This is a genomic window from Pseudomonas sp. A0308, from assembly GCF_044218815.1.
Taxonomy (GTDB): domain Bacteria; phylum Pseudomonadota; class Gammaproteobacteria; order Pseudomonadales; family Pseudomonadaceae; genus Aquipseudomonas; species Aquipseudomonas iridis.
Genome location: NZ_CP162581.1, coordinates 3,606,918 through 3,630,475 on the forward strand (window position 1 = coordinate 3,606,918; position 23,558 = coordinate 3,630,475).

Sequence of the window (23,558 nt, forward strand, 5' to 3'; positions counted from 1 at the left end):
AGATTAAGCGGCCAACCCATGCCGGGTTGGGCATGTGGTTTTAGAGGGCTGAGGCATGTCGAGAGTATGTCAAGTTACCGGTAAGGGTCCGGTGACTGGGAATAACATTTCCCACGCAAACAACAAAACCCGTCGTCGTTTCCTGCCGAACCTGCAGCATCACCGCTTCTGGGTTGAAGAAGAGAAACGTTTTGTGCGTCTGCGCGTATCTGCCAAAGGCATGCGTATCATCGACAAGCGTGGCATCACTGTCGTGCTCGCCGAACTTCGCCGCGATGGCAAGATTTAAGGGAGCTAATCATGCGTGAATTGATTCGTTTGATCTCGAGCGCCGGTACTGGTCACTTCTACACTACCGACAAGAACAAGCGTACTACCCCGGACAAAATCGAGATCAAGAAATATGATCCGGTTGTTCGCAAGCACGTGATGTACAAGGAAGGCAAAATCAAGTAATTGATTTTTCCCGACTTACAAAAAAGGCCCATATCTCACGATACGGGCCTTTTTTGTTTTTCAGGTTTTGTCGCGCCCGTCCGGGCCTCATCGCTGGCTTGCCTGCTATGGGGCAGATCAGCCAGCGAAAATCCTCAGCCCTTCTGTTCGAAAATCACATAGACCTTGCGGCAAGCCTCCAGCACCTCCCAAGTGCCGCGAAACCCTGCCGGAATTACAAAACGATCACCCACGCGCAACGTTTTGGCATTGCCGTCGCTGTCACGCAGCACCGAAACACCCTGGAGAATTTCGCAGTATTCATGCTCGGTGTAGTTCACCGTCCACTGACCCACCGCACCTTCCCACACGCCGACACCCATCTGCCCGCAAGGACTTTCATATTGATGGAACACTGCCTGCTCGGGATCGCCCTTGAGTACTTTGGCCGGGTCCGGGCGATAGCGTTCGGCTTCGCTGGAGGTCAGGCTGATGTCGACGACGTTCTGGATGTTCATTGTTGTTATCTCCCGTAAATGCGGCGCAAGGCTGGAAAAGGCCAAAGTCTATGTTGATTAAAATCAACACTGCAAGGTCGTATAGCCGCCTTATGTCAAATATATTGAAACAAACCCGGCCGCTGGTTTAGGGTGGCGGGTGCCTCGGGCCGAAATGCAGGCTGGCCGGGCAGAATTGCTGAGGACGTCGGCGAAGATCGCGCGGCGCTCGTATTCAACAAGAGGAGGACACCTGAATGACCACCCTGACTCGTGCCGATTGGGAACAACGCGCCCGCGACCTGAAGATCGAAGGCCGCGCCTACCTCAATGGCGAATACACCGACGCCGTCTCCGGCGAGACTTTCGAATGCATCAGCCCGGTCGATGGCCGTCTGCTGGGCAAAATTGCCAGCTGTGACGCCGCCGACGCCCAGCGCGCCGTGGAAAATGCTCGCGCTACCTTCAATTCCGGCGTGTGGTCGCGCCTGGCGCCGACCAAACGCAAAGCCACCATGATCCGTTTTGCCGGCCTGCTGAAGCAGCACGCCGAAGAACTGGCCCTGCTCGAAACCCTCGACATGGGCAAGCCGATCAGCGATTCGCTGAACATCGACGTGCCGGGCGCGGCGCAAGCGCTGAGCTGGAGCGGTGAGGCGATCGACAAGATTTACGACGAAGTCGCAGCTACGCCGCACGATCAACTGGGTCTGGTGACCCGCGAGCCAGTCGGCGTGGTTGGCGCCATCGTGCCGTGGAACTTCCCGCTGATGATGGCGTGCTGGAAACTCGGCCCGGCGCTATCGACCGGTAACTCGGTGATCCTCAAACCGTCGGAAAAGTCGCCGCTGACCGCCATCCGTATCGCGGCGCTGGCTGTCGAGGCCGGCATTCCGAAAGGCGTGCTCAACGTGCTGCCGGGTTACGGCCACACCGTGGGCAAGGCGCTGGCCCTGCACAACGATGTGGATACTTTGGTGTTCACCGGTTCGACCAAGATCGCCAAGCAATTGATGATTTATTCCGGCGAATCGAACATGAAACGCGTGTGGCTGGAAGCCGGTGGCAAGAGCCCGAACATCGTCTTTGCCGATGCTCCCGATCTGCAAGCCGCTGCCGAATCGGCCGCCAGCGCCATCGCCTTCAACCAGGGCGAAGTCTGCACCGCCGGTTCGCGTCTGCTGGTCGAGCGTTCGATCAAGGACAAATTCCTGCCGATGGTGATCGAGGCGCTGAAAGCCTGGAAGCCGGGCAACCCGCTGGATCCGGCGACCAACGTCGGCGCGCTGGTCGATACCCAGCAGATGAACACCGTGCTGTCCTACATCGAGTCCGGTCATACCGACGGCGCCAAACTGGTGGCTGGCGGCAAGCGCATCCTTCAGGAAACCGGTGGCACCTACGTCGAGCCGACGATTTTCGACGGCGTGAGCAACGCGATGAAGATCGCACAGGAAGAGATCTTCGGCCCGGTGCTGTCAGTCATCGCTTTCGACACGGCTGAAGAAGCCATCCAGATTGCCAACGACACGCCTTATGGCCTGGCCGCTGCGGTGTGGACTCAGGACATCTCCAAGGCACACCTGACCGCCAAGGCGCTGCGCGCCGGTAGCGTGTGGGTCAACCAGTACGACGGCGGCGACATGACTGCACCGTTCGGTGGCTTCAAGCAGTCGGGCAACGGTCGTGACAAGTCGCTGCACGCGTTCGACAAGTACACCGAACTGAAGGCGACGTGGATCAAACTGTAAACCGTTGAAGGGAGCCTAATTCCGTCGGGCTCCCCAGCCATGCAGAAATCCCTTGTGGGAGCGAGCCTGCTCGCGAAGCGGTTTATCAGTCAGCCCAAGTGCTGAATGTGAAACGGCTTTCGCGAGCAGGCTCGCTCCCACAGTGTTTTGGGTGAATACAAAAAGAATATCCACAGGAGCGTGGAACATGCGGTGGGCGACGTATTTCGCCGTGTTGGCGTCTGTCTTGAGTGTCGGCCTGGCCCTGGGGGTCAGCATGCCGTTGGTGTCGTTGCGTCTGGAGGGCTGGGGCTACGGCGCCTTCGCCATTGGCGTAATGGCAGCGATGCCGGCCATTGGCGTGTTGCTGGGCGCGAAAATCTCCAGTCACCTGGCGGCGCGTTTCGGCACGGCGAACCTGATGCGTCTGTGCCTGTGGGCCGGAGCGCTGTCCATTGGCCTGTTGGCGCTATTGCCGAGCTATCCGGTCTGGCTGGTGCTGCGCCTGATGATCGGCGTGATCCTGACCATAGTGTTCATCCTCGGCGAGAGCTGGATCAATCAGCTGGTGGTCGAGCATTGGCGCGGTCGACTGGTGGCGCTGTATGGCAGCAGTTATGCGCTGAGCCAGCTATCTGGCCCTTTGCTGCTGGGCGCGCTCGGCACCGAAGACGATTACGGATTTTGGGTCGGTGTCGCGCTGCTGATGGTCTCCCCTTTGCTGTTGCTGCGCCGTAGCGGTGCGCCGAGCAGTGAAGCGAGCAGCGTGACCTTCCGCGACCTGTGGGGCTTTGCCCGCGAGCTGCCGGCGATTGCCTGGGCGGTGTCGTTGTTTGCCGCGTTCGAGGCGATGATCCTGACGTTGCTGCCGGTGTATTGCCTGCAACAGGGTTTTACCGCCGAAATCGCCTTGGCGATGGTCAGTACCGTGGTGGTGGGCGATGCGCTGCTGCAATTGCCGATTGGCGCGTTAGCCGATTACCTGTCGCGGCGCACCCTGTTCACCGGGTGCGCGGTGGTGTTGATGCTGTCGAGCCTGGCGATTCCGATGCTGATCGACACGTTGCTGATCTGGCCGCTGTGGGTGTTGTTTGGCGCCAGTGCCGGTGGTTTGTTCACGCTGTCGCTGATCCTCATCGGTGAGCGTTACCGTGATGACGCGCTGGTGCGAGCCAATGCGCATATCGCGCAACTGTGGGGCGTTGGCTGTCTGATCGGGCCGTTGGCGGCCGGGGCGGGCAGTCAGTGGATCAGCGGGCATGCGTTGCCCTGGTTGATGGCAGCGGGGGCGTTCGGGTTGGTGATTCTGCTGTCGCGCCAAGGCGCTTTCGGCTCGGCACAGACTGCTTAGATCAAAAGACCGGACGATCTTTTGATCTTTAAAGCATTCGCTCCAGGCCAACGCTGGTACTGAACCACGCATTGAACCGGCGCCACCAACTCCCCGGTTCCTTGCTCAGCGTGTGCATCTGACCGTTATCCTCGGTCACCCAGACGATATTCCCATCCTGCAATTTCGCTTCGTAGCTGAGTGCCGGCGCCATGCCTTGCAGCGCCAGTTCGCGCACATGCTCGGCAAGCTGCGGACTGTCCACCAGCACGCCGACTTCGGTGTTCCACAGCACCGAGCGAGGGTCGAAATTGAACGAGCCAATAAACGATTTACGCCGGTCGAAGATTATCGCCTTACTGTGCAGGCTGGAGTCCGAGCCGCGAAAGGACTTGCTGTAAAACACATGCGGGCCACTGCCGCCACCGTCCCCCGGTTGGCGGCGCAGTTCGAACAGTTTTACGCCATGCTCCAGCAGCGCCTTGCGATAAGGCGCATACCCGCCATGCACCGCCGGTACATCCGTGGCCTCCAGCGAGTTGGTCAGCAGGCTTACCGAAACCCCGGCATCAGCACGCCCGGTCAGGTACACGAGCCCCGGCTGGCCCGGTACGAAATAGGCCGAGATCATGATCAGTTCTTTGCTGACCCCCGTAAGCTCTGGTGCCAGTTGCGTGGTCAGGAGCAATTGCGGGTCTGGCTCGCCTTTGGACAGCACCTTGCTCGGCGCATCCCACAGCGCCTGGTTCCACGCCCAGATCAGCTCTTTGCGCCAGATGTCCATGCGCGGGTCTGTCTTGAACGTCATCAACTGCTGATACAGCGCGTGGTTCTGCTTTCGGGTTTCCTCCAGCGACCCTTCGAGGCGCATGCGGGTGTTTTGCAAATCCCTGGCCGTCGGTTTGCTGCTGAGGAACTCGTCGATGGGTTTGCTCAACGCGCTGTTCCAGTACTGATCGAAACTGTGCCCGAGCTGCTCGGCCACCGGCCCCACGCTGAGCATGTCGATGTCAGTGAAATTCAGATTCGGCTCGGCATCGAAGTACTCGTCGCCCAGATTGCGTCCTCCGACGATGGCCACGCTGTTGTCCGCCAGCCACAACTTATTGTGCATCCGCCGGTGTTGCAGCGACAGGTTGAACAGTCGTCCGGCAGCCCGGGTCACGCCGGTGCTGCGCCCCAGGTGCAGCGGATTGAACAGACGGATATGGATTTGCGGGTGCGCCGCCAGTGTCGCGATGATCTGGTCGAGACCGTCGCTGGTGGTGTCGTCGAGCAGAATCCGCACGCGTACGCCACGGTCGGCGGCTTTCAACAATTCTTCCACCAGCATCCGTGTGCTGACGCCGTCATGCACGATGTAGTACTGCAAATCGAGGCTGCGTTGCGCGTGGCGAATCAGTTCGGCACGGGCGGTGAACGCCTCGGTGCTGTTGGATAGCAAACGAAAACCGGATTGCCCTCCGTACGGCGCCGCCTGAGCTTGAACCGACCGGCCGAAAGCCGAGTCGGACGCTGGCAATGCCTGGCTCGGTTCGCGTGGGACGTTCAGGCTCGCGCAACTGCTGAGCAGGAGCATGAGAAGTACAGGGAAAAGTAGGACCGTTCTGGATCTCAAGGAGGATCATCTCATGGCGGGTCGAAGGTCGAAGTATGGCACGGGCGTAGGACATTCTTTGTTCAGATTAAATTCACTCTGGACTTTGAGTCGGCTCTGTCGATGCCCGCTGAAAAGGACTACGCAGTACGTCGAAAACGCTATGCCTGCCAGGTGACTGGAACCTACAGAAAAGCCTCTCTGAACCGGGAATGATGTGCGGGCATAACGGCCGCTCAGGACTGCGCAACGTCCTGAAACGACCTGTGTATGTACCCAACCATCAACCGGTAAATAACAATGAAAAAACTCTATGCAGCCAGTGCCTTGCTATTGGCACTGTCACCCTTTGCAGCTCAGGCCACCACCCTCGACCTGACGATCTCCGGCACAGTGATTCCAACGTCCTGCGTTCCGGCATTCGCCGGTGGCGGCAACGTTAATCTGGGGCGTATTTTTTCCGCCAGTCTGAGCGCGACTCAGCAGAACGATCTGCCCCCAAGGGACATCACCCTAAAGGTTGCGTGCGATGCACCGGCGGCGGTTGAAATCTCGGCGACTGACAACCGTGCCGCCACCAAAGTGTCCGGCCTGACGTTCAATGGCCGGACTTCTGACACGCTTTATTACGGTCTAGGCAGCACAAAGGGTATAGGCATTGGCGGTTTCGGTCTGTTGACCGGCCAGCCACTGGCCGATGGCACGCCACAAACCTTCCTGGTACGCAGCCCACAAAACCGCGTTTGGCGTGTACCGGCCGCCGGCCTGGTATCCAACGCACCTATCACTTATTCGTGGGGGCCAAGTGCTGCGGCGGGTCCTGCCGCTGCTCGGCTGCACACGTTCCCGATGCAGGTCGCGGCAGCGATTCGCCCGACCGCCGATCTGCCGCCGACCACCGATGAGTTCCAGCTCGATGGTTCGGTGACTTTCGACGTGGTCTACCTCTGAGTCGAAAAACTGACGAACCCATGCGGATCGCGTGATGGGCCTCGCAGGGCCTGAACAGCGTTAGCGCGTATTTTTTCGCATCAAGGTATCGGCCGAAATCGCCTGGCGCATTCGGCCGATGCCCGCTGGAGAATTTCATGTATCCCCTTTTTTCTTTCCAGGTGCCTGTCGCCTTCGTAGCCGTGTGCCTGTCATTCATGAGCACCAGTAGCCATGCCGCTGGCATGGTTCCGGAAACGCCGGTTGTGGTGGTCGATCAAGCGTCGGGGGAGGCGACCCTGAATGTCCGCAACTCCGACGACCAGCCGGCACTGCTCTACAGCACCATCGAGCACATTCCTGAGGATGCCGAGCCGCTGCTATTGCTCAATCCGCCGGTGGCTCGTGTCGAGCCGGGCAAAAGTCAGCAGGTGCGGTTCATTTTGCGGGAGGTCGGACCGTTGAAAACCGAGCGCCTGCAACGCGTGGTATTCGAAGGGATCAGCCCGCGGCAAGGGGGGAGCGGCGCGCAGGTGCATCTGACCGTGCGCCAGAACATCCCGGTGATTGTCCGGCCGGCCAACCTGGCTATCGACCGTATGCCCTGGAAGCGCCTGGTCTGGAGCGTTGCCGGCCAGCAAGTTCGCGTGAGTAACCCGAGTCCGTATGTGGTCAGGCTGTCCAAAGCGGTGAATCTGATTCCCGGTGGCGTCACGCTCGATCTGCAACGCACTTACATTCTGCCGGGCGAAGTGCTGATGCTCGACACATCGTCGACATTGGGCAGCCACGTACGGTTGTTTCCGGCGACAACGTACGGTTTTGCCGTCGACAGCTACGACGCGCCGTTGATCGTTCAAAAATGAAACGCAGCGCGCTGCTCCTGCGGGTATTTTGCGCCGTCCCCGGCTGGCTGGCACCGGTCCTCCTGATGCCTTCAGTAGCAGCTGCTCAGACATATACCGAATTCGACCCGGCGGTACTGGAAGCTCGCGGTATCGACCCTGCCACCGCCCGGTTTTTCGGCGTGGAACCCCGTTTCACGGCCGGACGTAGTCGAGTGGCGCTTGAGGTCAACGGCAGGGCTATGGGTTCGGTTGTGGCGAGATTTGATGGCGACGGGCAGCTATGTCTCGATAACCGGTTGCTGGATCAGGCGTCCATTGCCGTACCTTCCGGCTTGCCCGACAACGCCAATAATGGCAGCTGTGTTCACGTGGACCAGCATCTGCCTGGCGTGCAGGTACGGCTTGATCCCGGTTCGCAAAGAGTGATGCTGTTGGTACCGACAGGTTTGCTGCTTGAACCAAAGTCTGGCACGCGCGCCTGGCAATCGGGCGGCAGTGCCGGGTTATTCAACTACGACGCGCTAGTGGTGAGCGACTCCAGCCTTGGCCAGTCGACCCAATATCTAAACCTTGCTACCGAGTTGGGATTCAATGCCGCCGACTGGGTGGTGCGCAGTCGGCAGAACTACAACTCATCTGCGGGTGTCGAGCGTTTCGATCTTCTCTATACCCATGCTTCGCGCACATGGGAGGCGTATGCGGCGGAGGTGCAGGTCGGGCAGCTCAACATGCGTTCATCGTTGTTCGCGGGGGAGCCGTTCACGGGTGTGCAAATCTTGCCCGACTCGGCCTTGGCCGGGGCCGTGGCAGACGATCCCGGTAGCGGCTCGGTCGTGGAAGGTCATGCACCTTCGCCCGCGCGCGTCGAAGTTCGGCAGAGCGGCGTGGTGGTCTATTCCACTGTCGTACCCGGCGGGCCGTTTGCGCTGCGTAATTTGCCGCTGTTGAGCCGTCATCTGGATCTGGAAGTCACCGTTGTGGCCGAAAGTGGTGAGCGCCACGTATTTCTCGTTTCGGCCGCCTCTTTGAGAGCCCCGTCCCTGCCGGCAAAACCTGGATATGGGCTCGCGGCAGGAAAGGTCCGGCGAATGCGCAATGATGACCGCGAAGCGCCAGCCTTCGTGGCGGCCAGCAAAGACTGGTTGTTGGGCTCGACGACTGGCTTCAGCGCCGGGATCATGGGTGCTGGCGACTATCGTTCCGTAGGCTGGGAGTTAAAGCAGGCTTTGGGCATGGGGGCGGTGGTCAGCGTGCAGCAGCTGAATTCCATGACCGTGAATTCGGGCCAGGGCCGGAGGACGCAAGCGGCGCTCGGGATGCCTTTGGGCTACGGCCTGTCAGCCAGTATCAACATGAGCCGACGCAGTGCGGGTTTTCGTACCCTGGCGCAGACGGGGCAGGGTGCTGGAGAAGAGCTGGACCAGCAGGGCGAGCGACAATGGGGTGCCGGGGTCAACTACTCGAGTCGTGACTGGGGCGCCTTTTCGGGCTTTTGGTCAACGTATGCGGGGCAGGGCAGCACGCAACATTCGCGGATGGGGGCGACATGGTCGCAGACTTTTTCCAAGGCCAATCTATCGCTCAGTGTTCAGCGCGAAAGCAGTGGTTCCGCCATGGGAGGGCGAGGTGGCGGTGCCTATCTGACCGTTGGTTTCCCGCTGGGAAGCAAAGGCAGAGTGAACACATTCGCCCGGCACGACGAGCAGCGGGGATTGCGCACGGGTACCCGTTATGCCGAACAATTGAGCGACACGCTGAATTACAGCGTGGAAATGACGCGGGTGCAGAACGGGCAAACCGACTTCAATGCCCGGCTCAGTGCATTGCCGCGTTACACCAGTGTCGACCTTGGTTACTCGCGTAACAGCGTCGGCTCGACCCGTTATGACGCTGGGCTGCGCGGTGGTCTGGTGCTACACGAAGCTGGCGTGACGCTTTCGCCTTATCCGGTGCGCGAGACTTTTGCGCTGGTCAAGGCGGGTGAGAATGCCGGTATCCAGCTGAGCACACCGCAAGGTCCGGTCTGGACCGATGGCGCGGGGCGGGCAGTGGCTTCCAGTTTGTCGGCGTGGCGCACCAATCGAGTCGAAATCGACACCCGCAGCCTGCCGCGCAATGTTGATGTACTCAATGGTTATCAGGAAGTCGAAGCCGGACGTGGCGCCGTGCCGCGCCTGGACTTTCCCGTAGACACCGTGCGCCGTCTGATGCTGCAGGTGCGTACGCCTGACGGTTTGCCCGTCCCCAAAGGCGCATCGGTGCAGGATGGGCAAGGTAACTATCTCACCAGTGTGGTGGATGCCGGGCTGGTTTACCTGGCCGATGCACCAGTCCTGGTGCGGTTGCGGATCGACGCCGGCATCGGTCAAGCCTGTCAGGTCGAGGTCGACGCGCCGGCAAGCAGCGACACCGATAAGCTCTATGCAACGGTCGACGCGGTCTGCCAATCAGTCGAGGGCCAGTAGCCGGATCGCCGCTGCGCCAACTTTACGCACCGCCTCTTCAATTTGCGGCGTTGGTTTGGCGGCGTAGTTCATCCGCAGGCAATTGCGGTACTTGCCGGAGGCGGAAAAGATGCTGCCAACAGCAATCTGTACGCCTTCTTCAAGCAGCGCACGATTCAGTTTCAGGGCGTCGAAGCCTTCCGGCAGTTCGACCCACAACATGAAGCTGCCTTGCGGGCGGCTGGCGCGCGTGCCGGCGGGGAAGTAGCGGGTCACCCAGTCGATCATCATGTCGCGATTGCGCTGGTATTGCATGCGCATCCGTCGCAAATGCGGTTCGAAATGACCGGACTTGAGAAATTCGGCAATGGCGATCTGCGGCTGTGGCGCGGTCGATCCGGTGCTGATGTATTTCATGTGCAGCACCCGCTCCAGATATCGACCCGGCGCAACCCAGCCGATGCGCAGCCCCGGCGCCAACGTCTTGGAAAACGAACTGCACAACAACACGCGGCCGTCTTCGTCGAAGGATTTGATCGTGCGTGGACGCGGGTAGGTGTAGGCCAGTTCGCCATACACATCGTCCTCGATGATCGCTACGTCGAAGCGCTGTGCGAGGTTGAGCAGGGCGCGTTTGCGCGACTCCGGCATGATGTAGCCAAGCGGGTTGTTGCAGTTGGGCGTGAGCTGGATGACCTTGATCGGCCATTGTTCCAGCGCTAGTTCCAACGCTTCGAGACTGATGCCGGTGAGTGGGTCGGTGGGGATTTCCAGGGCCTTCATGCCCAGCCCCTTGAGTGTCTGCATGGCACCGTGGAAGCTTGGCGAATCCACCGCGACGATGTCGCCGGGTTCGCAGATCGCCCGGATGCTGGTGGACAGCGCTTCGTGGCAACCGGTGGTGACGACGAGATCGCTGGCGCTCAACTGGCAGCCGGAATCGAGCATCAGCCGGGCAATCTGCTCACGCAATTCGAGGGTGCCGTGGATGTTGTCGTAATACAGGCCGGGCATGTCCTGGCGGCGACTGATCCGCGCCAGTCCGCGCAGCAACGGCTTCATGGTCGGTGAGCTGATGTCGGGCATGCCGCGACCGAGTTGCACCACATCCTTGCGCGGCACCGCGCGAATCAACTCCAGCACCTGATCCCACTGCGAGATATCCACCGGTCGCTGTGCCGGCCGGCCGACGGCGGGCAGATCCGGCAGCTCGCGTCCGACCGGCACGAAGTAACCGGATTTGGGTTTCGGCGTGGCCAGGCCACCGTCTTCAAGCATGCGATAAGCCTGCTGCACCGTGCTGAGGCTGACGCCATGTTCTACGCTCAGTGCGCGCACCGACGGCAGTCGATCACCTGGTCGATAGAAGCCTTGTTCGATGCGTGTGCCGAGCAGCTCGGCGAGATTCACATAAAGCGTCATGGCACTGCCTCGATGCAGGTGATTCGAAAAACCAGTACAGATGCGGCATAAATCGACAATTCAGTAGCAGGTATAGCAAATCTGTATGGAAGTAATACAGATGTGCTGAATCTGTAATGCTTTTGCCGACCCGCGCATCATGGAATCTCTGGCTACCCAAGTAAACAGGAGCGACAAAAATGAACGGCTTGAGCGATGTGCGGCTGACGTTACACAGTCAGGAACTGGAGGCAGGGCAGGAGGACAGTGCGTGGAACAGCGCCATGCGCAACGCACCGTCCGGCCTAAGTCGCTGGGGCCTGTACTGGCATCGTCTGCACACGCGCAAGGCATTGCTGAACATGACAAACGATCAGCTCAAGGATGTCGGGTTGTCGCGCGAGCAGGCGCTGGAGGAGGGGTTGAAGCCATTCTGGCGGATCTGAATGGTGTGGTGCCCTTTCGGGCCCCATCGCTGGCAAGCCAGCTCCCACAGGTTCTTGGGTGAACACAAATATCGTGAACACCCATGGTCATTGTGGGAGCTGGCTTGCCAGCGATGACGGCTTCAGGGTCGCAGCAATGCCCTCAGACCAGCTCTTTGAGGCGATGCCACAGCATCCCCAGCGCCAACAACGGCGAGCGCAAATGCTTGCCGCCGGGGAAGGTGATATGCGGCACCTTGGCGAACAGATCAAACCCGCCGCTGTGCTGCCCGCTGATCGCTTCGGCCAGCAACTTGCCCGCGAGGTGCGTGGCATTCACGCCGTGCCCCGAGTACGCCTGGGCGTAATACACATTCGGCTGATCCGCGAGCCGACCGATCTGCGGCAAACGGTTGGCGCCGATGCCGATCATCCCGCCCCACTGATAATCGATTTTCACCCCGGCCAACTGCGGAAACACTTCAAGCATCTTCGGCTGCATGTACGCGCCGATGTCCTTCGGGTCGCGCCCCGAGTAATGGCAGGCACCGCCGAACAGCAAGCGGCGATCCGCCGAGAGCCGGTAGTAATCCAGCGCCACACGTTGGTCGCACACCGCCATGTTTTGCGGCAGTAACTGGTGAGCCAGTTGTTCGCTCAACGGCTCGGTGGCGATGATGTAGCTGCCGGCGGGCAACACTTTGCCGCTGAGCTGCGCATTGAGGTTGTTCAGATAGGCGTTGCAGCCCAGCACCAGGGTCTTGGCGCGAACTGAACCCTGGGCGGTATGCACGCGGACTTGCGGGCCGTAATCGATGCGTGTGACGGCCGACTGTTCGAACAGTCTGACGCCCAGTTGCTGCGCTGCTGCGGCTTCGCCCAACGCCAGATTCAGCGGATGCAGATGACCGGAACCCATGTCGATCAAACCACCGATGTAGCGTTTGGAACCGACCACGGTGTGCATTTCATCGGCTTGCAGCAGCCGGGTTTCGTGGCGGTAACCGAGGCTGCGCAGCTCCTCGGCATCTTCGGCAAAGCCTTCGAGGTCCGACGGCTTGTTGGCGAGGTCGCAATAGCCCCAGGTCAGATCGCAGGCAATTTGAAAACGCTCGACGCGCTGACGGACAATTTCCACGGCTTCCAGGCCCATGAGTTTCATCTGCCGCACGCCATCGGCGCCGATCACGTTTGTGAACTGATCAAGACCATGGCCAACCCCGCGAATCAGTTGCCCGCCGTTGCGACCGCTGGCGCCCCAGCCGATCTTGTGCGCTTCCAGCAACACCACGCTGAGGCCACGTTCGGCCAGTTCCAGCGCGGTGTTCAGCCCGGAAAAGCCACCGCCGACCACGCACACGTCCGCAATCACCTCGCCTTGCAGCAACGGATGGTCCGGTTGCGGCAGGCTGCTGGCGGCGTAATAAGAGGCTGCGTGAGGTTGGCTCGCGGTGGTGTGGGCGCGGGCAGTCATGGGCGTCATCCTGAGCGGGGTGTCGAGAAAATTTGACGGAGCATAAGCCGCACGCGCGAAGTCGGGCAACACTGGTCGGCCCGCGGTGTCTGGATCACGGCTTTTGCGGCACAATTGCCGCCTACTCCACGTCGGTCAATGTTTCGATGAGCTGCAACAGCGAGAAAATCCGCACCCTGCGTCAGCAGATCCCCACGTTCGAGTGCGTGCCGGGCTGCCACGACTGCTGTGGGCCCGTGACCACCTCGCCCGAAGAAATGGCGCGCCTGCCGCGCAAGACCCGCGCCGAGCAGGATGCGGCTATGGACGAGCTGAACTGCGTGCACCTGGGGCCGAATGGCTGCACGGTGTACGGCGAACGGCCGCTGATTTGCCGGTTGTTTGGTACCACCAAAACGCTGCCGTGCCCGAATGGGCGGGGGCCTGTGGAACTCATTCATCCACGCGCTGAAAAGCAAATCTTCGAATACATGGCGGCGAATCGGCAGGTGCTGGTCTAACAGGTTCGCTTCGAACCGAGTTGCTGCCATCGCTGGCAAGCCAGCTCCCACAGGTTTCTTGGTGAACACCCATGATCACTGTGGGAGCTGGCTTGCCAGCGATGGGGCCAGGTCAGACGCCACAAATATCAATCGGGAATCGGCAAGTTCAAGCTTTCCTTAACCTCTTCCATCACGATATAGCTCTTCGATTCACGCACATGCGGCAGCTTCAACAGGATGTCGCCGAGCAGCTTGCGATAAGAGGCCATCTCGGAAATCCGCGCCTTCACCAAATAGTCGAAATCCCCTGAAACCAAGTGGCACTCCAGCACGTGGGGCAACTTCAGCACCGCGCGTCTGAACTCTTCGAAGGTGTCGCCGGATTTGTAGTCGAGGCTGATCTCGACGAACACCAGCAAGCTACCCTTCAAGTGCTGCGGATTCAGCCGGGCGTTGTAGCCCATGATGATTCCCTCGCGCTCCAGGCGCCGCACCCGCTCGGTGCACGGCGTGGTGGAGAGGCCGACCTTTTCTCCGAGTTCGGTAAAGGAAATCCGACCGTCCGCCTGCAGGATCCGCAAAATGTTGCGGTCGATCTTGTCCAGCTCACGTTTGGTCTGAGTGTTGGTACGCATAGGGGATGCGCCTCCGTGAAAAGGGTTTTTGCCGAGAATTGTCGCCAAATATAGGCGCTTATACAGTGAAAAGCACTGGCAAATCTTTCTTACACTGCGCGCATCATTGCTCTAACAACAGACGTACGCGGCACGCCGCGATGAGGGATACAAAAATGCGCGTTATGGTCTTGGGTAGCGGCGTCATCGGTACCGCCAGTGCTTACTATCTGGCCCGTGCCGGGTTTGAAGTGGTGGTGGTCGACCGGCAGCCAGCCGCCGCCATGGAGACCAGTTTCGCCAACGCCGGCCAGGTTTCGCCGGGTTATGCCTCGCCGTGGGCAGCGCCGGGCGTGCCGCTCAAGGCCATCAAGTGGCTGTTGCAACGCCACGCGCCACTGGCGATCAAGGCCACCGCTGACATCGACCAGTACTTGTGGATGGCGCAGATGCTGCGCAACTGCACCGCCAATCGTTACGCGGTGAACAAGGAGCGCATGGTGCGTCTGTCCGAGTACAGTCGTGACTGCCTCGACGAATTGCGCGCCGAAACAGGTATTGCCTACGAGGGTCGCAGCCTCGGTACGACGCAACTGTTCCGAACCCAGGCGCAACTCGATAACGCCGCCAAAGACATCGCCGTGCTGAAAGAATCCGGTGTGCCGTTTGAAGTCCTTGACCGCGCCGGTATTGCCCGGGTCGAGCCGGCCCTGGCGGGCGTTACCGATATTCTCGCCGGTGCCCTGCGCCTGCCGAACGACCAGACCGGCGACTGCCAGATCTTCACCACGCGTCTCGCCGAAATGGCGGTGCAACTGGGTGTGGAATTCCGCTTCGGCCAAGACATCCAGAAACTCGACTTCGCCGGTGATCGCATCAACGGTGTGTGGATCGACGGCAAGCTGGAAACCGCCGACCGCTACGTGCTGGCCCTCGGCAGCTACTCGCCGCAACTTCTCAAGCCGTTGGGTATCAAGGCGCCGGTTTACCCGCTCAAGGGTTACTCGCTGACCGTGCCGATCACCAACCCGGCAATGGCCCCGACTTCGACCATTCTTGACGAGACCTACAAGGTCGCGATCACCCGTTTCGACAACCGCATCCGCGTTGGCGGCATGGCCGAGATCGCCGGTTTTGACCTGTCTTTGAACCCGCGTCGACGCGAAACCCTGGAGATGATCGTCAACGACCTTTATCCTCAGGGCGGCAATCTGGCCGAGGCGAGCTTCTGGACCGGCCTGCGTCCGACCACTCCGGACGGCACGCCTATCGTGGGCGCGACGCCGTTCAAGAACCTGTTCCTCAACACGGGCCACGGCACGCTCGGCTGGACCATGGCGTGCGGGTCCGGTCGTTTGCTGGCCGACCTGATGGCGAAGAAAAAGCCGCAAATCAGCGCCGAAGGCCTCGATATTTCCCGTTACGGCAACAAAATTCAGGAGTCCGCAAAACATGGCAATCCAGCGCCAGCTCACCAATGAGCGCATGAGTCAGATCGTCAGCCACAACGGCACTGTGTATCTGGCCGGGCAGGTCGGCGATGACTTTGACGCCGGAATTGAACAGCAGACCCGTGAGGTGCTCGCCAACATCGAGCGCTTGCTGGATCTGGCGGGCACTGACAAGCAGCATCTGCTGTCGGCGACCATTTACCTCAACGACATCGAGGCACACTTTGCCGGGATGAACTCGGTGTGGGATCAGTGGCTGCCCAAAGGCGCTGCCCCGGCCCGCGCCACCGTCGAGGCGAAGATGGCCAAACCGAGCATTCTGGTTGAGATTTCCATCGTCGCCGCACTGCCGTAATACGTTGTAGAGATCCCTCTCCCGGCGCTGTTGGCGGTTCACGCCGTCAGCCAGCGCCGGTTTTTATTCCCATGACCGCCTAGAAGTCTGCCGCCATGCGTCCAGCCCGTGCCCTGATCGACCTCCAAGCCCTGCGTCACAACTACCGAATCGCCCGTGAAGTCACCAGCGCCAAGGCGCTCGCGGTGATCAAGGCGGATGCCTACGGCCATGGCGCGGTGCGTTGCGCCCAGGCGCTGGAAGGAGAGGCCGACGGTTTTGCCGTCGCCTGCATCGAAGAGGCCCTGGAACTGCGCGCCGCCGGCATTCGTGCGCCGGTGCTGTTGCTTGAAGGCTTTTTTGAAGCCGATGAGCTGGCGTTGATCGTCGAGCATGATTTCTGGTGCGTGGTGCATTCGCTGTGGCAGCTCGAAGCAATTGAACAGGCCGCGCTGAACAAGCCGATCACCGTGTGGCTGAAGCTTGATTCGGGCATGCATCGCGTTGGCCTGCATCCCAAGGACTACCCGGCCGCCTATCAACGCCTGCTGGCCAGCGGCAAAGTGGCGAAGATCGTCTTGATGAGCCACTTCGCCCGCGCCGACGAACTGCACGAGCAGAGCAGCGCCGATCAGGTCGCCGTGTTCGAAGCCGCGCGGCAGGGGCTCGCCGCCGAAGTCAGTCTGCGCAACTCGCCTGCGGTGCTCGGCTGGCCACAGATTCACAGCGACTGGGTGCGCCCAGGGATCATGCTCTACGGCGCCACGCCGTTCGAAGAATCCCACACCGTGGCCGGGCGTCTGCTGCCGGTGATGACCCTCGAGTCGAAAGTCATCAGCGTGCGTGAATTGCCGGCCGGCGAACCTGTTGGTTACGGCGCCAAGTTCATCACCGACAAACCGATGCGCATTGGCGTGGTTGCCATGGGTTACGCCGATGGGTACCCACGTCAGGCGCCAACCGGCACGCCGGTTTTGGTCGCGGGCAAACGCAGCCGCATCATCGGCCGAGTATCGATGGACATGCTCTGCATCGACCTCACCGATGTGCCAGAAGCCGGATTGGGTTCGACCGTCGAGCTGTGGGGCAAAAACATCCTCGCCAGTGAAGTGGCGCAGTGGGCCGGCACCATTCCGTACCAGATCTTCTGCAACCTGCGTCGAGTGCCAAGGCTCTATTCCGAGGGTTGAGGCCGCTGCAGAGTCCACGTGTTGTAAATACTGAACGCTGTCGCCATGATAACGCTCAATATTTCTACAACATCAGGAGGCTTAAGCCTTGGACGTCGGTGAACGACTGCAATCGATCCGCAAGCTCAAAGGGCTTTCCCAGCGTGAACTCGCCAAGCGCGCGGGCGTCACCAACAGCACCATTTCGATGATCGAAAAGAACAGCGTCAGCCCTTCGATCAGTTCGCTGAGGAAGGTTCTGGGCGGGATTCCCATGTCCATGGTCGAATTCTTTTCCGAAGAGATCCTGCAGGAAATACCGACCCAGATCGTTTACAAGGCCAACGAGCTGATCGACATTTCCGACGGCGCCGTGACCATGAAGCTGGTCGGCCGCGCGCACCCTAGCCGGGCCATCGCGTTTCTCAACGAAATCTACCCGCCGGGCGCCGACACCGGCGAAGAAATGCTCACCCACGAGGGCGAGGAAACCGGGATTTTGGTGGAGGGTCGTCTGGAATTGGTGGTGGGTCTTGAAACTTTTATTCTCGAAGCCGGCGACAGCTACTACTTTGAAAGTACCAAGCCGCATCGTTTTCGTAATCCGTTCGACTTGCCTGCGCGACTAATCAGCGCAGCCACGCCGGCGAATTTTTAAACAAAGAGGCGCCAAGCCATAACGGCAAAGGCATCCGAACAGTTTTTCCACAGCGCGGTATAACCCCTTCGACTATGGGGTTGTTTCAGTGTGGCGGGCTAACCGCTATACTTGCGCCCGCCTGCGAACCGTGGCCGCAGGCGTGAATAGCCACCATTGAGGGTGAACGCGTGAACCTAATTATGAAAATGCTGGCTGCACCAGCAACCGTACTGGCCCTCTGGGCTGTCAGCGCTCAAGCTGCGACGAACGACGACATTGCCAAACGCCTCGAGCCCGTCGGCCAGGTGTGTGTGCAAGGTCAGGAATGCAAAGGGATGGAAGTGGCGGCGACTGCCGGCGGCGGTGATGCCAAGACTCCAGACTCGATCATTGCCAAACATTGCAACGCTTGCCACGGCACCGGCCTGTTAGGCGCGCCGAAAATTGGTGACACCGCAGCGTGGAAAGAGCGCGCCGATAAGCAAGGCGGCCTCGACGGCATCCTGGCCAAGGCGATCACTGGCATCAACGCCATGCCGCCTAAAGGCACTTGCGCGGATTGCTCGGATGCCGACCTGAAAGGTGCAATCGAGAAGATGTCCGGCCTGAAGTAGGGCGTACTGCTGATGAAAAAAACCGTCTTCGGACGGTTTTTTTGTGTCTGCGATTCAAGAGCCCTCCAGCCCAGCCCTCTCCCAGAGGGAGAGGGGGCCGACCGAGGTGTCTGGCGTCCGACATCGACCTGAAAGACTTCATCGATTATGGATTCGGCACAACCTCTTTCACGTCGATTACGGATTCGGTAGAGCACTTTCAGGTCGATGTAACTTCAAAGCATCCCCCAATCAGTCCCCTCTACCCCCGGGAGACGGCAAGCGATCTCCAGCCATAAAAACTTCCGTGGCCGACAATCGTCCAGGACTTTGGGCTGTCCTTTGCAGCAAACTCAAGGCAATCTCGGTCTACCCCTATCAACGGAACGGGCGGGAGGCTTCAGATGGTGCAGTTGTGTTCGATCGAACAGGCAGTGGATGACGTGCTGGCGCGGTTGCCGGCGCATATCCACATGGGCCTGCCGCTGGGGTTGGGCAAACCCAATCACTTCGTCAACGCGTTGTACCGGCGCATCAAAGGGCTGCCCGATCGGCAACTGACGATTTACACGGCGCTGTGTCTGGGCCGTCCGAGTCTGGGCGACGGTTTGCAGAAGCGCTTTATCGAGCCCTTCGTCGAGCGAGTCTTCGGTGACTACCCGGAATTCGATTTCCTCGCCGACCTGCACCGCGACAGCCTGCCCGCCAACATCCGCATCGAACAGTTCTTCATGCAGCCCGGCAGCCTGCTCAACAGCGCGCCGGCCCAGCAGGATTACGTCAGCAGCAACTACAGCCATGCCGCCCGCGACATTAACGCCGCCGGCCTGAACCTGGTGGCGCAACTGCTGGCCAGCAGCAGCGAACATCCCGACCGTCTGAGCCTGAGCTGCAACCCGGACATCACCCTCGACCTGTTACCGATGATCGCCAAGCGCCGCGACGCTGGGGAGACCATTTTGCTGGTCGGCCAGGTTCATACCGAGCTGCCGTACATGCCCGGCGACGCCGAGGTTGATATCGACACGTTCGACTTGCTGGTCGACGAGAAGGACAGCAGCACGCTGTTTTCCACCCCGAACATGCCCGTCGGTTTTCAGGATCACTTCATTGGTTTGCATGCCAGCGTGTTGGTGCGCGACGGCGGCACGTTGCAGATCGGCATTGGCTCGATGGGCGATGCGCTGACCGCCGCACTGTTGGCGCGCCAGGCCGATAACGCGGGTTATCAAGCTTTGCTCGCGGATGTAAACCTCAGCCAGTGGGCGCAATTGATCGAGCGCGAGGGCGGGACGGGGCCGTTCGCCAAAGGCCTGTACGGTTGCAGCGAAATGTTCGTCAACGGCCTGTTGGTGCTGGCGGATGCCGGAATTATCCGGCGCAAGGTTTACCCGGATGTGCCAACCCAAGAACAAGCCAACGCCGGCACTCTTGATGAAGCGGCGCAGACCGACGGCATCTCGGTGCATGGCGGCTTCTTTCTTGGCCCCCGCAGTTTCTACGAGCGCCTGCGTGAATTGCCGCAGAGCAAGCGCCTCGAATTCAACATGACCCGTATCAGCTACATCAACGAGTTGTACGGGCAGGAAGAGCTCAAGCGGCTGCAACGCCTTGATGCGCGCTTCATCAACACGGTGTTCAACATGACGTTGCTCGGAGCCGGTGTGGCCGATCAACTGGAAGATGGCCGGGTGCTCAGCGGCGTCGGCGGGCAGTACAACTTCGTCGCCCAGGGGCATGCCCTGCAAGGTGCGCGATCGATGCTGATTCTGCGCAGCTGGCGCGAGTCCGGCGGTGAGGTGAATTCGAACATCGTCTGGGAGTACGGTCACTGCACCATCCCACGGCATCTGCGCGACATAGTGGTCACCGAGTACGGCATCGCCGATCTGCGCGGCAAAACCGATGCGGCCGTGATCGAAGCGCTGTTGAATATCAGCGACTCGCGCTTCCAGCCGGGACTGATCGAGCAAGCGCAGAAGGTCGGCAAGCTGCCGAAGGATTTCCTTATTGATCCGCGCTTTGCCGACAACACGCCAGAGCGTTTGCAGGCGATTGCCGCACGCCATCCGAATCTGTTTCCGGAATATCCGTTGGGTTGTGATTTCACAGCGATCGAGCGGGATTTGTTGCGGGCGTTGAACTGGCTGAAGAGCAAGTTCAAGTTGACCGAGATTCTGGAGCTGGGCAAGGCAGCGCTGGATGCGCCGCAGGCTTCGCTTTATCCGGAGCATCTGGAGCGGATGCAGCTTGCGAACCCGGAAGGCTTGAAAGAGGACCTGTTCCAGCGCCTGTTGCTTACCGGCCTGAAGGCCACCGCGCAATAGACACCTACCCAGAAACCATTGTGGGAGCTGGCTTGCCAGCTCCCACAGGTATCAGGGGGTGGGGCTTGCGGCTTTCAGCAGTTACTCGATGAAGGTTACAACGCCATCCTTCAGCGATTGCACGCGGGCCAGCGACTCAACGCGATAGCCCTGCGAATCCAGTTCGGCACGGCCGCCCTGGAACGACTTCTCGATGACGATGCCCAGACCGGCGACGGTGGCGCCAGCCTGTTTGATGATCGAGATCAGCGCCTGGGATGCCTTACCGTTGGCCAGGAAGTCGTCGATGATCAGCACGCGGTCGCTGCTGGTCAGGTGACGCGGGGAGATGGCCACGGTGCTTTCAGTCTTTTTGGTGAACGAGTAAACGGTCGCCGACAGCAGGTTTTCAGTCAGGGTCAGGGACTGTTGTTTGCGGGCGAAGATCACCGGCACGCCAAGGTTCAGACCGGTCATGATCGCCGGGGCAATGCCCGAGGCTTCGATGGTGACAATCTTGGTGATGCCCGAGTCCTTGAACAGCGAGGCGAATTCGTCGCCGATCAGCTTCATCAGGGCCGGGTCGATCTGGTGGTTCAGAAAGGCGTCGACTTTCAGGACCTGATCGGAAAGCACGATGCCTTCTTCGCGAATTTTCTTGTGCAGTGCTTCCATGAAGCTTTTCCTCTATTGGCGCACGCGCGCCCTAAACTTGAAAAGTGGTCAATTCTAGCGCTTTAACATCGCGCGTATATCAGCCAATGCGCTGTTGCCACGCACGGCTTTGACTTCGGTCGGTGTATCGTCGTTGCCTTCCCAGGCCAGATCGTCCGGCGGCAGTTCATCAAGGAAGCGGCTAGGCGCGCAATCGATGATCTCGCCGTACTGTTTGCGCTTGGCGGCGAAGGTGAAGGCCAGGGTCTGGCGGGCGCGGGTGATGCCCACGTAAGCCAGGCGGCGCTCTTCTTCAATGGTGTCGGCTTCGATGCTGGAGCGGTGCGGAAGAATTTCCTCCTCCATGCCCATGATGAACACGTAGGGGAATTCCAGACCCTTGGACGCATGCAGGGTCATCATCTGCACACCTTCGGCGCCGTCCTCTTCTTCCTGCTGACGTTCCAGCATGTCGCGCAGGACCAGTTTGCCGATGGCGTCCTCGACGGTCATTTCGCCTTCCTCGTCCTTCTCAAGGGTGTTTTTCAACGCCTCGATCAGGAACCAGACGTTGCTCATCCGGTAATCCGCAGCCTTGTCGCTGGAGCTGTTGGTGCGCAGCCAGTTCTCGTAGTCGATGTCCATGACCATGCTGCGCAGGGCGGAGATCGGGTCCTCACCGGCGCATTGCTCGCGCACTTTGTCCATGAAGCGCTTGAAGCGCGACAGGCGATCGGTGAAGCGGCTGTCCAGATGTTCGCCCAGGCCGATTTCATCGGTGGCGGCGTACATCGAGATCTTGCGTTCGGTGGCGTAGTTGCCGAGTTTTTCCAGCGTGGTCGAGCCGATCTCGCGGCGCGGCACGTTGATCACTCGCAAGAAGGCGTTGTCGTCGTCCGGGTTCACGATCAGGCGGAAGTAGGCCATCAGGTCCTTCACTTCCTGGCGGCCGAAGAAGCTGTTACCGCCGCTCAGGCGATACGGCACCTGATGGTGCTGCAGTTTCAGCTCGATCAGCTTGGCCTGATAGTTACCGCGATAGAGGATGGCGAAATCGCTGTACGGGCGGTCGGTGCGCAAGTGCAGGCTGAGGATTTCCATGGCCACGCGCTCGGCCTCGGCGTCCTCGTTGCGGCAGCGGATCACGCGGATCTCGTCGCCGTGGCCCATCTCACTCCACAGCTGTTTTTCGAATTCGTGCGGGTTGTTCGAGATCAGCACGTTGGCGCAGCGCAGGATGCGGCTGGTGGAGCGGTAGTTCTGCTCGAGCATCACCACTTTCAGCGACGGGTAGTCATCCTTGAGCAGCATCAGGTTTTCCGGCCGCGCGCCGCGCCAGGCGTAGATCGACTGGTCGTCGTCGCCCACCACAGTGAACTGATTGCGCGTGCCGATCAGCAGTTTTACCAGCAGATACTGGCTGGCGTTGGTGTCCTGATATTCGTCCACCAGCAGGTAGCGGACTTTGTTCTGCCACTTTTCGAGAATGTCGGCGTTGTCCTGGAACAGCTTCACCGGCAGCAGGATCAGGTCGTCGAAGTCCACTGCGTTGAACGCTTTGAGCGTGCGCTGATAGTGGGTGTAGACGATGGCGGCGGTCTGTTCCTTGGGATTGCGCGCGTTTTCCAGCGCTTCGGCCGGCAGGATCAGGTCGTTTTTCCACGAGCCGATCATGTTCTTGATCTCGTCGACGCCGTCGTCGCCCGCGTATTCCTTCTGCATGATGTCAGTCATGAGGGACTTGACGTCGGTCTCGTCGAAGATCGAGAAGCCCGGTTTGTAGCCCAGCCGCACGTGTTCCTTGCGGATGATGTTCAGGCCCAGGTTGTGGAATGTACACACGGTCAGGCCACGGCCCTCGCCACCCTTGAGCAGGCTGCCGACCCGCTCCTTCATCTCGCGCGCAGCCTTGTTGGTAAAGGTCATGGCGACGATGTACTGGGCGCGGATGCCGCAGTTCTGGATCAGGTGCGCGATTTTGCGCGTGATCACACTGGTTTTGCCGGAGCCAGCGCCGGCGAGCACCAAAAGAGGGCCGCCGACGTAGCTCACGGCTTCTTGCTGCCGGGGATTGAGTCGGGACATACGAAAATTCGGGAGTCGTTGACGAAATGGGCCGGCATTTTAACAGGCTCAGCGATTTGTGCTGCTCTGTCCGACTTGTGACGCACCACGCGATTCAAATTTGCCGGTTTTGTTACTTT

Annotated in this window: 22 protein-coding genes; 15 read left to right on the plus strand and 7 right to left on the minus strand. The window is 60.1% G+C overall.

Going from position 1 to position 23,558, the window contains the following annotated elements:
- Positions 1 to 55: 55 nt before the first annotated feature.
- Both rpmB and rpmG read left to right on the plus strand, forming a co-directional pair.
- Entirely contained in the window at positions 56 to 289 is a 234-nt protein-coding gene (gene rpmB, locus AB4P92_RS16580) for a 50S ribosomal protein L28 (protein WP_007920377.1), read from the plus strand.
- 11 nt (positions 290 to 300) lie between these two features.
- Entirely contained in the window at positions 301 to 456 is a 156-nt protein-coding gene (rpmG, locus tag AB4P92_RS16585) for a 50S ribosomal protein L33 (protein WP_016772554.1), read from the plus strand.
- A 134-nt stretch (positions 457 to 590) separates the two neighbouring features.
- Here the strand turns inward: rpmG and AB4P92_RS16590 are convergent, their stop codons facing one another.
- A complete protein-coding gene (locus AB4P92_RS16590) occupies positions 591 to 953 on the minus strand; it encodes a cupin domain-containing protein (protein ID WP_042561748.1) in 363 nt (120 codons plus the stop codon).
- Between the two features lie 236 nt (positions 954 to 1,189).
- Between AB4P92_RS16590 and AB4P92_RS16595 the strand changes: the two genes are divergently transcribed.
- On the plus strand, positions 1,190 to 2,683 hold the full coding sequence (locus tag AB4P92_RS16595) for an aldehyde dehydrogenase (protein ID WP_042561747.1): 1,494 nt from the start codon (positions 1,190 to 1,192) through the stop codon (positions 2,681 to 2,683).
- A gap of 187 nt (positions 2,684 to 2,870) precedes the next feature.
- Positions 2,871 to 4,013, plus strand: coding sequence for an MFS transporter (locus AB4P92_RS16600; RefSeq protein WP_042561746.1), 1,143 nt, complete (start codon positions 2,871 to 2,873; stop codon positions 4,011 to 4,013).
- A 28-nt stretch (positions 4,014 to 4,041) separates the two neighbouring features.
- On the opposite strand, the gene AB4P92_RS16605 is transcribed toward AB4P92_RS16600, so the two are convergent.
- The gene (locus AB4P92_RS16605) at positions 4,042 to 5,571 is read right to left on the minus strand and encodes a phospholipase D family protein (RefSeq protein ID WP_395597896.1); all 1,530 of its coding nucleotides are present in this window, start codon (positions 5,569 to 5,571) and stop codon (positions 4,042 to 4,044) included.
- Between the two features lie 318 nt (positions 5,572 to 5,889).
- On the opposite strand from AB4P92_RS16605, the gene AB4P92_RS16610 reads away from it, so the two are divergent.
- The 3 genes from AB4P92_RS16610 to AB4P92_RS16620 all read left to right on the plus strand — a co-directional run bounded on the left by AB4P92_RS16610 (position 5,890) and on the right by AB4P92_RS16620 (position 9,832).
- The gene (locus AB4P92_RS16610; RefSeq protein WP_261735532.1) at positions 5,890 to 6,540 is read left to right on the plus strand and encodes a DUF1120 domain-containing protein; all 651 of its coding nucleotides are present in this window, start codon (positions 5,890 to 5,892) and stop codon (positions 6,538 to 6,540) included.
- 137 nt (positions 6,541 to 6,677) lie between these two features.
- On the plus strand, positions 6,678 to 7,385 hold the full coding sequence (locus AB4P92_RS16615) for a fimbria/pilus chaperone family protein (protein WP_395597897.1): 708 nt from the start codon (positions 6,678 to 6,680) through the stop codon (positions 7,383 to 7,385).
- A gap of 65 nt (positions 7,386 to 7,450) precedes the next feature.
- The gene (locus AB4P92_RS16620) at positions 7,451 to 9,832 is read left to right on the plus strand and encodes a fimbria/pilus outer membrane usher protein (RefSeq protein ID WP_395597898.1); all 2,382 of its coding nucleotides are present in this window, start codon (positions 7,451 to 7,453) and stop codon (positions 9,830 to 9,832) included.
- Here the strand turns inward: AB4P92_RS16620 and AB4P92_RS16625 are convergent.
- Entirely contained in the window at positions 9,815 to 11,233 is a 1,419-nt protein-coding gene (locus AB4P92_RS16625; protein WP_115146630.1) for a PLP-dependent aminotransferase family protein, read from the minus strand. The two genes, AB4P92_RS16620 and AB4P92_RS16625, sit on opposite strands and share 18 nt — an antisense overlap.
- Positions 11,234 to 11,412: 179 nt before the next feature.
- Between AB4P92_RS16625 and AB4P92_RS16630 the strand changes: the two genes are divergently transcribed.
- Positions 11,413 to 11,658 carry a DUF1127 domain-containing protein gene (locus tag AB4P92_RS16630; RefSeq protein WP_395597899.1) on the plus strand — a complete coding sequence of 82 codons (246 nt, stop codon included), beginning with the start codon at positions 11,413 to 11,415 and terminating at the stop codon, positions 11,656 to 11,658.
- A gap of 142 nt (positions 11,659 to 11,800) precedes the next feature.
- On the opposite strand, the gene AB4P92_RS16635 is transcribed toward AB4P92_RS16630, so the two are convergent.
- Positions 11,801 to 13,111 (minus strand): FAD-binding oxidoreductase, encoded by a 1,311-nt coding sequence (locus AB4P92_RS16635; protein WP_261735535.1) that lies wholly within the window; start codon positions 13,109 to 13,111, stop codon positions 11,801 to 11,803.
- A gap of 146 nt (positions 13,112 to 13,257) precedes the next feature.
- On the opposite strand from AB4P92_RS16635, the gene AB4P92_RS16640 reads away from it, so the two are divergent.
- Complete coding sequence (locus AB4P92_RS16640; RefSeq protein WP_042561739.1) at positions 13,258 to 13,611, plus strand: YkgJ family cysteine cluster protein; 354 nt, start codon at positions 13,258 to 13,260, stop codon at positions 13,609 to 13,611.
- Positions 13,612 to 13,739: 128 nt separating this feature from the next.
- On the opposite strand, the gene AB4P92_RS16645 is transcribed toward AB4P92_RS16640, so the two are convergent.
- The gene (locus AB4P92_RS16645) at positions 13,740 to 14,228 is read right to left on the minus strand and encodes an Lrp/AsnC ligand binding domain-containing protein (RefSeq protein WP_003206849.1); all 489 of its coding nucleotides are present in this window, start codon (positions 14,226 to 14,228) and stop codon (positions 13,740 to 13,742) included.
- 155 nt (positions 14,229 to 14,383) lie between these two features.
- On the opposite strand from AB4P92_RS16645, the gene dadA reads away from it, so the two are divergent.
- The 6 genes from dadA (at position 14,384) to AB4P92_RS16675 (ending at position 20,721) form a co-directional block, all read left to right on the plus strand.
- Positions 14,384 to 15,688: a D-amino acid dehydrogenase gene (gene dadA, locus AB4P92_RS16650; protein WP_042561738.1), complete on the plus strand. Its 1,305-nt coding sequence runs from the start codon at positions 14,384 to 14,386 to the stop codon at positions 15,686 to 15,688.
- On the plus strand, positions 15,660 to 16,013 hold the full coding sequence (locus tag AB4P92_RS16655; protein ID WP_042561737.1) for a RidA family protein: 354 nt from the start codon (positions 15,660 to 15,662) through the stop codon (positions 16,011 to 16,013). Before dadA ends, AB4P92_RS16655 begins: the two co-directional genes overlap by 29 nt.
- A gap of 95 nt (positions 16,014 to 16,108) precedes the next feature.
- Positions 16,109 to 17,182: an alanine racemase gene (gene alr, locus AB4P92_RS16660; protein ID WP_200612617.1), complete on the plus strand. Its 1,074-nt coding sequence runs from the start codon at positions 16,109 to 16,111 to the stop codon at positions 17,180 to 17,182.
- 88 nt (positions 17,183 to 17,270) lie between these two features.
- A complete protein-coding gene (locus AB4P92_RS16665) occupies positions 17,271 to 17,819 on the plus strand; it encodes a cupin domain-containing protein (protein ID WP_025112726.1) in 549 nt (182 codons plus the stop codon).
- 170 nt (positions 17,820 to 17,989) lie between these two features.
- Positions 17,990 to 18,415: a cytochrome c5 family protein gene (locus AB4P92_RS16670; RefSeq protein WP_181818469.1), complete on the plus strand. Its 426-nt coding sequence runs from the start codon at positions 17,990 to 17,992 to the stop codon at positions 18,413 to 18,415.
- A gap of 383 nt (positions 18,416 to 18,798) precedes the next feature.
- Positions 18,799 to 20,721, plus strand: a complete 1,923-nt coding sequence (locus AB4P92_RS16675) for an acetyl-CoA hydrolase/transferase C-terminal domain-containing protein (protein ID WP_273877344.1) — start codon at positions 18,799 to 18,801, stop codon at positions 20,719 to 20,721.
- Between the two features lie 81 nt (positions 20,722 to 20,802).
- Here the strand turns inward: AB4P92_RS16675 and AB4P92_RS16680 are convergent, their stop codons facing one another.
- Together AB4P92_RS16680 and rep are read right to left on the minus strand one after the other, a co-directional pair.
- On the minus strand, positions 20,803 to 21,375 hold the full coding sequence (locus AB4P92_RS16680; protein WP_042561733.1) for a xanthine phosphoribosyltransferase: 573 nt from the start codon (positions 21,373 to 21,375) through the stop codon (positions 20,803 to 20,805).
- 54 nt (positions 21,376 to 21,429) lie between these two features.
- The gene (gene rep / locus AB4P92_RS16685; protein WP_042561732.1) at positions 21,430 to 23,439 is read right to left on the minus strand and encodes a DNA helicase Rep; all 2,010 of its coding nucleotides are present in this window, start codon (positions 23,437 to 23,439) and stop codon (positions 21,430 to 21,432) included.
- Positions 23,440 to 23,558: the final 119 nt, after the last annotated feature.

Bases quoted from the DNA above. Each gene is read 5' to 3' on its own strand.
- rpmB (WP_007920377.1), top strand. From the start codon at position 56: ATGTCGAGAGTATGTCAAGTTACCGGTAAGGGTCCGGTGACTGGGAAT.
- rpmG (WP_016772554.1), top strand. From the start codon at position 301: ATGCGTGAATTGATTCGTTTGATCTCGAGCGCCGGTACTGGTCACTTC.
- AB4P92_RS16590 (WP_042561748.1), bottom strand. From the start codon at position 953: ATGAACATCCAGAACGTCGTCGACATCAGCCTGACCTCCAGCGAAGCC.
- AB4P92_RS16595 (WP_042561747.1), top strand. From the start codon at position 1,190: ATGACCACCCTGACTCGTGCCGATTGGGAACAACGCGCCCGCGACCTG.
- AB4P92_RS16600 (WP_042561746.1), top strand. From the start codon at position 2,871: ATGCGGTGGGCGACGTATTTCGCCGTGTTGGCGTCTGTCTTGAGTGTC.
- AB4P92_RS16605 (WP_395597896.1), bottom strand. From the start codon at position 5,571: ATGCTCCTGCTCAGCAGTTGCGCGAGCCTGAACGTCCCACGCGAACCG.
- AB4P92_RS16610 (WP_261735532.1), top strand. From the start codon at position 5,890: ATGAAAAAACTCTATGCAGCCAGTGCCTTGCTATTGGCACTGTCACCC.
- AB4P92_RS16615 (WP_395597897.1), top strand. From the start codon at position 6,678: ATGTATCCCCTTTTTTCTTTCCAGGTGCCTGTCGCCTTCGTAGCCGTG.
- AB4P92_RS16620 (WP_395597898.1), top strand. From the start codon at position 7,451: ATGCCTTCAGTAGCAGCTGCTCAGACATATACCGAATTCGACCCGGCG.
- AB4P92_RS16625 (WP_115146630.1), bottom strand. From the start codon at position 11,233: ATGACGCTTTATGTGAATCTCGCCGAGCTGCTCGGCACACGCATCGAA.
- AB4P92_RS16630 (WP_395597899.1), top strand. From the start codon at position 11,413: ATGAACGGCTTGAGCGATGTGCGGCTGACGTTACACAGTCAGGAACTG.
- AB4P92_RS16635 (WP_261735535.1), bottom strand. From the start codon at position 13,111: ATGACTGCCCGCGCCCACACCACCGCGAGCCAACCTCACGCAGCCTCT.
- AB4P92_RS16640 (WP_042561739.1), top strand. From the start codon at position 13,258: ATGAGCTGCAACAGCGAGAAAATCCGCACCCTGCGTCAGCAGATCCCC.
- AB4P92_RS16645 (WP_003206849.1), bottom strand. From the start codon at position 14,228: ATGCGTACCAACACTCAGACCAAACGTGAGCTGGACAAGATCGACCGC.
- dadA (WP_042561738.1), top strand. From the start codon at position 14,384: ATGCGCGTTATGGTCTTGGGTAGCGGCGTCATCGGTACCGCCAGTGCT.
- AB4P92_RS16655 (WP_042561737.1), top strand. From the start codon at position 15,660: ATGGCAATCCAGCGCCAGCTCACCAATGAGCGCATGAGTCAGATCGTC.
- alr (WP_200612617.1), top strand. From the start codon at position 16,109: ATGCGTCCAGCCCGTGCCCTGATCGACCTCCAAGCCCTGCGTCACAAC.
- AB4P92_RS16675 (WP_273877344.1), top strand. From the start codon at position 18,799: ATGGTGCAGTTGTGTTCGATCGAACAGGCAGTGGATGACGTGCTGGCG.
- AB4P92_RS16680 (WP_042561733.1), bottom strand. From the start codon at position 21,375: ATGGAAGCACTGCACAAGAAAATTCGCGAAGAAGGCATCGTGCTTTCC.
- rep (WP_042561732.1), bottom strand. From the start codon at position 23,439: ATGTCCCGACTCAATCCCCGGCAGCAAGAAGCCGTGAGCTACGTCGGC.